At 74.2% G+C, this 6,676-nt stretch carries 6 protein-coding genes; 5 read left to right on the top strand and 1 reads right to left on the bottom strand.

Annotated features, from left to right (window positions below):
• The coding region (locus tag VFW24_01990; protein HEX5265518.1) for a hypothetical protein at positions 1–698 on the bottom strand (698 nt) is incomplete at its 3' end.
• 50 nt (positions 699–748) lie between these two features.
• Here VFW24_01990 and VFW24_01985 point away from each other — a divergent pair.
• From VFW24_01985 to VFW24_01965, 5 genes are all read left to right on the top strand, one after another.
• On the top strand, positions 749–2,305 hold the full coding sequence (locus tag VFW24_01985) for a carboxylesterase family protein (protein HEX5265517.1): 1,557 nt from the start codon (positions 749–751) through the stop codon (positions 2,303–2,305).
• Positions 2,306–2,330: 25 nt separating this feature from the next.
• Positions 2,331–3,212 (top strand): SDR family NAD(P)-dependent oxidoreductase, encoded by an 882-nt coding sequence (locus VFW24_01980; protein ID HEX5265516.1) that lies wholly within the window; start codon positions 2,331–2,333, stop codon positions 3,210–3,212.
• Positions 3,209–3,973, top strand: a complete 765-nt coding sequence (locus VFW24_01975) for a class II aldolase/adducin family protein (GenBank protein ID HEX5265515.1) — start codon at positions 3,209–3,211, stop codon at positions 3,971–3,973. The genes VFW24_01980 and VFW24_01975 overlap by 4 nt, the downstream gene beginning before the upstream one ends.
• Before the next feature lie 6 nt (positions 3,974–3,979).
• Positions 3,980–5,236 carry an amidohydrolase family protein gene (locus tag VFW24_01970; protein ID HEX5265514.1) on the top strand — a complete coding sequence of 419 codons (1,257 nt, stop codon included), beginning with the start codon at positions 3,980–3,982 and terminating at the stop codon, positions 5,234–5,236.
• A 4-nt stretch (positions 5,237–5,240) separates the two neighbouring features.
• A partial coding sequence (locus VFW24_01965; GenBank protein HEX5265513.1) for a class I adenylate-forming enzyme family protein occupies positions 5,241–6,676 on the top strand: 1,436 nt, incomplete at its 3' end.

The raw sequence follows: 6,676 nt of genomic DNA, 5'->3' as shown, positions 1-6,676 counted from the left end.
GACACCTCCCACTTCCGGTAGGGGAAGGCGATCATCCGGTTGTCCTCCCCCTCGGACCGCAGCTCATCTGCGGTCCACCGGCGGGGGAAGGCGGCCCGGGGGTTGGCGGCGGCCACCGCGCTGAACCGCGACCACAGCTCGGCAATCGAACCGAGGTGGTCGTCGAGGGAGATCCCGAGCGCCCCCCGCCGGGCGTTCTCCAGAAGGGCGTAGTGGCTGGGGGCGTTGAGCAGCCCGGCCCCGATCTCCTCGGCGGAGATGATCCGGCCCTGCGGGGCCAGAACCTGGTCGGGGACGTCGGCGTCGGAAGGGGTCTCAGGCGCGGCCGCCTGGCGTGAGGCGCGCCGGCGGGCCTCTCCGCCCGCGACCAGCACCACGCCGGCCACTCCCGACACCACGGCCGCCGCCGCCCGGGACACGAGCGTGGACTGCAGGATCCCGAGCTCGGCCACGACCGTGCGCGCCCGGTCGGCGCCGAAGCGCCGGGCCAGGGCCCGGGCGGGGTCGGTGGACGGCCAGCTGCCGCGGGGGCACAGCACCAGGTCCACGGCGGGCAGGAGGCCGGGGGCGCCGGCATCGGCCGCGGCCTGCTCGGCGGCCCGGGCCATTCGGTCGACCGGTGTGGGCCCCTCGTCGTCGGGGCCGGCGGCGGCCACCCCGACCACGACCGGCAGGCGCGGGTCCAGCGGAGCGGTCACCGGTCGAGCATGCTGGAACGACCGTGCCCGCCTCCAGTCCCCCCCAACCAGTGGTCGAGACCACGGCCGGCCGGGTGGCGGGGCGGGTGGCCGAGGCCTGGCCGGGCGGGCCCCCCGTGCTGGCCTTCCGGGGCGTCCCCTTCGGGGCGGCGCCGGTGGGGGCCCTGCGCTTCCGTCCCCCCGAGCCGGCACCGCCCTGGTCGGGCGTGCGCCCGGCGGTGGAGCCGGGACCGGCCCCGCCCCAGGCCCCCGGGGATCCCATGTCCAGCCTGGTCCCGGGCGCCTCTCCGGGGACCACCTCGGAGGCCGACTGCCTCAACCTCGACGTCTGGGCCCCGGCCGACCTCGACGCCGCAGCCCGGCGCCCGGTCATGGTCTGGGTCCCGGGCGGCGCCTTCCGGATCGGCGCCTGCTCGCTCCCGACCTACGACGCCGGCCGCCTGGCGGCGGAGCAGGACGTGGTGGTGGTGAGCCCCAACTACCGGCTGGGGGCGCTCGGCTTCCTCTACGTCCCGGCCGCCGGGGACGCGGTGGCCCCCAACTGCGGGCTGAGCGACCTGATGCTGGCGCTCCGGTGGGTGGCGGCCAACGCCGCCGCCTTCGGGGGCGATCCCGCCAACGTGACGGTCTTCGGGGAGTCGGCCGGGGCCGGCGCCATCCTCCACCTGCTGGCCGCCCCCGCCGCAGGCGGGCTGTTCCACCGCGCCATCCTGCAGAGCCCGGGCGTGAGCCAGGCCCTCGACCGGGAGCGGGCCGCCCTGGTGGCGGAGCGGCTGCTCCAACGCCTTTCGCTGCCCCCGGACGGGGCGGGCCTGCCCGCCGTCGAGGTGGAGCGGCTGCTGGCCGCCCAGGAGGCGGTGGTGGCGGAACTGGCGGCGTCGGTCGGGGCCATGCCTTTCCACCCCGTGCCCGACGGCCTGGTGGTGGCCGAGCCCCCGCTGGCCGCCGTCGGCGCCGGGCGGGGCGTCCCTGTGGCCGCCGTCGTCGGCACTTGCGAGGACGAGATGCAGCTGTTCGCGGTGGCGGGGATGGACGCGCTCGACCACGCCCGGATGGTGGCCGTGCTGCACCCCGTGGTGAGCCAGGCGGTCGGCCACGACCCGGGCCCGGACGCGGTGGACGAGCTGGTGACCAGCTACGAGCGCTGGGTGGGCGAGGACGGTGGAGGTCCGGCCGAGGTCTGGGGGGCGGTGATGACCGACGGGCTCATGCGGGTGCCGGCCGAGCAGCTGCTGGCCGCCCACGCCGCCGGCGGCGGCGGGGAGACCCGTGCCTACTCGTTCGCGTGGAAGCCCGGCGGCCGGGCGGCGCCGATGCGCTCGTTCCACGCCGTGGACCTCCCGTTCACCTTCGGGACCTTCGACCGGGAGGGATGGCGGGAGTTCCTCGGAGCCGGACCCGACGCCGAGGAGCTGTCGGCCACGATGCGGCGGGCGTGGGCGGCGTTCGCGCGCGACGGCCGCCCCGACCGTGTCCTGTCCTCCGGGTGGGACCGCTGGCAGCCGGCCGGGCGCTCCACACTGGTCCTGGCCGACCCGGTGCGGCAGGTGGTCGACCCCCTGGCCGAGCGGCGGACGGCATGGGAGTCCATGGGCAAGGCGTCGTAGGACCAGGCCACTTCGGGAGGAACTGATGAGCGCACCACTCGAGGGCGCGGTGGCGGTGGTCACCGGCGCCAGCCGCGGCATAGGGAAGGGGATAGCCCTCGAGCTGGGGGCCGCCGGAGCCACGGTGTACGTCACCGGTCGCACGACCGGCGCCGGCGGCGCCCTGCCCGGCACCATCGGGGAGACCGCCAGCGAGGTCGACGAGCTCGGCGGGAAGGGCGTGGCGGTGCGCTGCGACCACCACGATGACGCGCAGGTGCGGGCGCTGTTCGAGCAGGTGCGCTCCGAGCAGGGCCGGCTGAACGTGCTCGTCAACAACGTCTACTCGTCGCCCGACCTGGCACCGGCGCTGAACCGGCCGTTCTGGGAGCTGGACCCGGCGATGTGGGACCAGGTCGTGGGGATCGGGGCCCGGTCTCACTACGTCGCGACCGTGCTCGGGGTCCCGCTCATGTTCGACCAGACGCCGCGGGTTGTCGTGAACGTGTCCTCGTCGGGCGCGGCCCAGTACGCCCACAACGTCGTCTACGGCGCGGGCAAGGCGGCCGTCGACAAGATGACCGCAGACATGGCCCACGAGCTGGGGCCCCGCGGGGTGGCCGTGGTGTCGATCTGGCCCGCCCTGGTGCGCACCGAGTTCACGTCGATGGGCGCAGTCGAGAGCGACGACGGCCGGCTGGTCCTCGCGGTCGGAGGTGGCCCGGGCCTCGATCTCGGACAGGCGGAGTCCCCCCGATTCTCGGGGCGGGCGGTGGCGGCCCTGGCCGCCGATCCCGGCGTGATGGCCCGCAGCGGCCGGCCGTGGACCACGGCGGAGCTGGCCCGGGCCTACGGCTTCACCGACGTCGACGGGCGGGTGCCCGAGGTGCTGGTCCGTCCCCGCCACGACATAACCTCGGCGGGATGACCAAGTCGGACACCGAGCGGGCCGCCTGGCGGCCCCGGGCCATGCCCGGCGTCGGCCGGCAGCTGACCCGGGAGCAGCAGCTGGCCTGCGCCTTCCGGGTGCTGGCCCGCACCGGGTTCAGCGAGAACATCGCCGGCCACATCACCTGGGACCCCGACTCGACGGGCACCATGCTCGTGAACCCGTGGGGGCTGTGGTGGGACGAGGTGGCGGCGTCGGACGTGTGCCAGGTCGACGCCGACGGGACGGTGGTCGCCGGGCGCTGGGACGTGACCCCGGCCATCCCGATCCACACCGAGCTCCACCGCCGCCGGCCCGACGCCCGCGTGGTGGTGCACAACCACCCCTACCACGTCACCCTCCTGGCCGCCGTGGGCATGGTCCCCGAGGCCCTCCACCAGACCGGGTCCATGTTCCTCGACGACCTGGGCTTCGTGGCCGAGTACGACGGGGAGATCGACGACCCGGTCCTCGGCGCCAAGCTGGCCGACCGCGTCGGGGACAAGTCGGTGGTGATCCTCGCCAACCACGGGGTGATCGTCACCGCCCCGACGATCGAGGAGGCGGTCTACCGCTCGGCCAGCTTCGAGCGGATGTGCCGGCTGTACTACGACGTCAAGGTCCTCGGCGCCGAGCCCATGCGGATCGCCGAGCACGTCCAGAAGGCGATGAAGCAGTCGTTGCTGGGCCGGGGCAGCGAGCTGTACTGGAACGGGGCGGTGCGCCGGCTGCTGCGCGACGAGCCCGACGTCCTGGACTGACGCGCCGTGGCCGACATCGAGGAGCTCCAGCGCAACCTGTCGTTCACCACGGGCGGGAAGCGGGGCCGGGCCACCTTCCTCCCCGAGCCGGAGCGGCGGCCCCGGCGCTACACGGTGATCTCGGCCGACGACCACATCGTCGAACCCCCCGACACCTTCACCGGCCGGGTGCCCGGTCGCCTGGCCGAGCGGGCCCCGCGGGTGGTCGAGAAGGACGACGGCTCGGAGGTCTGGATCTACGACGGCCAGGAGATCCCGAACGTCGGGTTCAACGCCGTGGTCGGGCGGCCCGTCACCGAGTACAGCTTCGAGCCCACCCGCTTCGACGAGATGCGCCGGGGGGCGTGGGACATCGAGGCGCGCATCCGCGACATGGACATCAACGGCGTGTACGCATCGGTGAACTTCCCGTCGTTCCTCCCCGGGTTCTGCGGCCAGCGCCTCCAACTCTCGACTCCTGACTCCGAGCTGGCCCGGGCCGCGGTGCGGGCGTGGAACGACTGGCACCTCGATGCGTGGGCGGGAGCCGATCGCCAGCGGATCATCCCGTGCCAGATCCCCTACCTGCTCGATCCCGAGGTGGGGGCGGAGGAGATCCGCCGCAACGCCGAGCGGGGCTTCAAGGCGGTGACGTTCTCGGAGGGCCCCCAGCATCTGGGACTGCCGTCGCTGCACACCGGCCACTGGGACCCGATCATGCGGGCCTGCGCCGAGACCGGCACGGTCGTGAACCTGCACATCGGGTCGTCGGGCATCAGCCCGTCGACGGCGGACGACGCCCCCCCGGACGTGATCGGGGTCCTGTTCTTCGGGTACGCCATGTTCGCCGCCGTGGACTGGCTGTACTCCCGGATCCCGGTGCGGTTCCCCGAGCTGCGCATCTGCATGTCGGAAGGGGGGATCGGCTGGGTGGCGGGCCTGCTCGACCGCCTCGACCACATGCTCTCCTACCACGAGATGTACGGCACGTGGTCGGGCATCGATCTGACGCCGGCGGAGGTGCTCCAGCGCAACTTCTGGTTCTGCGCGGTGGAGGACCAGTCGTCGTTCGCGGTGCGGGACCGCATCGGGGTCGACCACATCCTGGTGGAGTCGGACTATCCGCACTGCGACTCGACCTGGCCCGACACCCAGCGGGTGCTGGAGGAGGAGATCGGTCACCTGCCTGCCGCCGACGTCGAGCGCATCACCTGGCGCAACGCGTCGGAGCTGTACCGCCACCCGGTACCGGAGTCGGTCCAGGCGGATCCCGAGAGCTACTGAGCCGTTGACGGCCACGCTCTCCGAGGTGGTGGCCGGACACGCCGCCACGCGCCCGGACCGGCCCGCCTTCCTGTGCGAGGGACGGGTGACCACGTGGCAGGACTACGACCGGGCCGGGTGGGAGCACGCCGGGCGGCTGGCGACCGCCGGCCTCGAACCCGGAGACGGGGTCGCGGTCGTGCTGCCGGACGGGCCCGGCGTCCACGAGTGGTTCCTGGGCGTCGAGCGGGCCGGGCTGGTGATCGTCGGGATCGGCCCCCGGGCCGGCGAGGCCGAGGTCCGCCATCTGGTCGAGCGCAGCGGAGCGCGCGCCCTGGTCTCGTCCCCGGTGGTGGCGGGGCGGGACGCCGCCGAGGTGGTGGCCGGGCTCCGGGAGGGCGGGCTCGACCTCCTGCACCTCCCCGCCACCGACGACGCACCCGGCGCATCGCGGCCCGTCCCGGAGCGCCCCGGCGTCGGGACCGACGAGCTGTGGCTGTTGAACTCGACGTCGGGCACGACCGGTCTGCCCAAGTGCGTGATGCACACCCAGAGCCGGTGGATGTACTTCCACCGCCTGGCGGTCTCGGCCGGCGCCATGACCGGCGACGACGTGTTCATGAGCCTGCTCCCCGCCCCGTTCGGCTTCGGGCTCTGGACGGCGCACTTCACCCCGACCCTGCTGGGCGCGCCCGTTGCGGTGATGCCCCGGTTCAACGCCACCGACGCCCTGCGCCTGGCCGGGGAGCTCCGGGTCACGGTGCTGGCCTGCGTCACGACCCAGCTGGTCATGATGCTGAACGACCCGGCCCTGAGTGGGGTCGACCTCGGACCGCTGCGCGCCGTGTTCACCGGTGGGGAGGCGGTGCCGTACGAGCGGGCCGCCGAGTTCGAGGACCGCACCGGGGCCCGGGTCCTCCAGTTCTACGGGTCCAACGAGACCGGCGCCCTCAGCCACACCTCGGTGGCCGACGACCGCGACCACCGCCTGCGCACCGCCGGCCGGGTCATCCCCGACATGCACGTCCGCCTCCTCGACGGGGATGACGACGTCACCGCCACCGGGGGGCCCGGGGAGCCGGTGTGCCGGGGGCCGGCCACCTCGCTCGGCTACTGGGACGACCCCGAGGCCAACGACCGGCTGGTGACCGCCGACGGCTGGATGCGCACCGGGGACCTGGCCGAGATCGATGCCGACGGTTACCTGAGGATCGTCGGGCGCCTGTCCGACATCATCATCCGGGGCGGGAAGAACATCAGCGCCGGGCAGGTCGAGGCCGAGGTCGGCACCCACCCGGCGGTGGCCATGGTGGCGGCGGTGCCGATGCCCGACGAGGTGTTCGGGGAGCGGGTGTGCGTGTACGTCGTGGCCCGGCCCGGTCCCCCACCCAGCCTCGAGGATCTCACCGACCACCTGCTGCGCCGCGGGGCCGGCAAGGAGCTGCTCCCCGAGCACCTGGT

The organism is Acidimicrobiales bacterium (genome assembly GCA_036273495.1).
Taxonomy (GTDB): Bacteria; Actinomycetota; Acidimicrobiia; order Acidimicrobiales; family JAJPHE01; genus DASSEU01.
The sequence above is the reverse complement of the archived record's forward strand: the minus strand, read 5'-3'. Positions and strand labels throughout refer to the sequence as shown.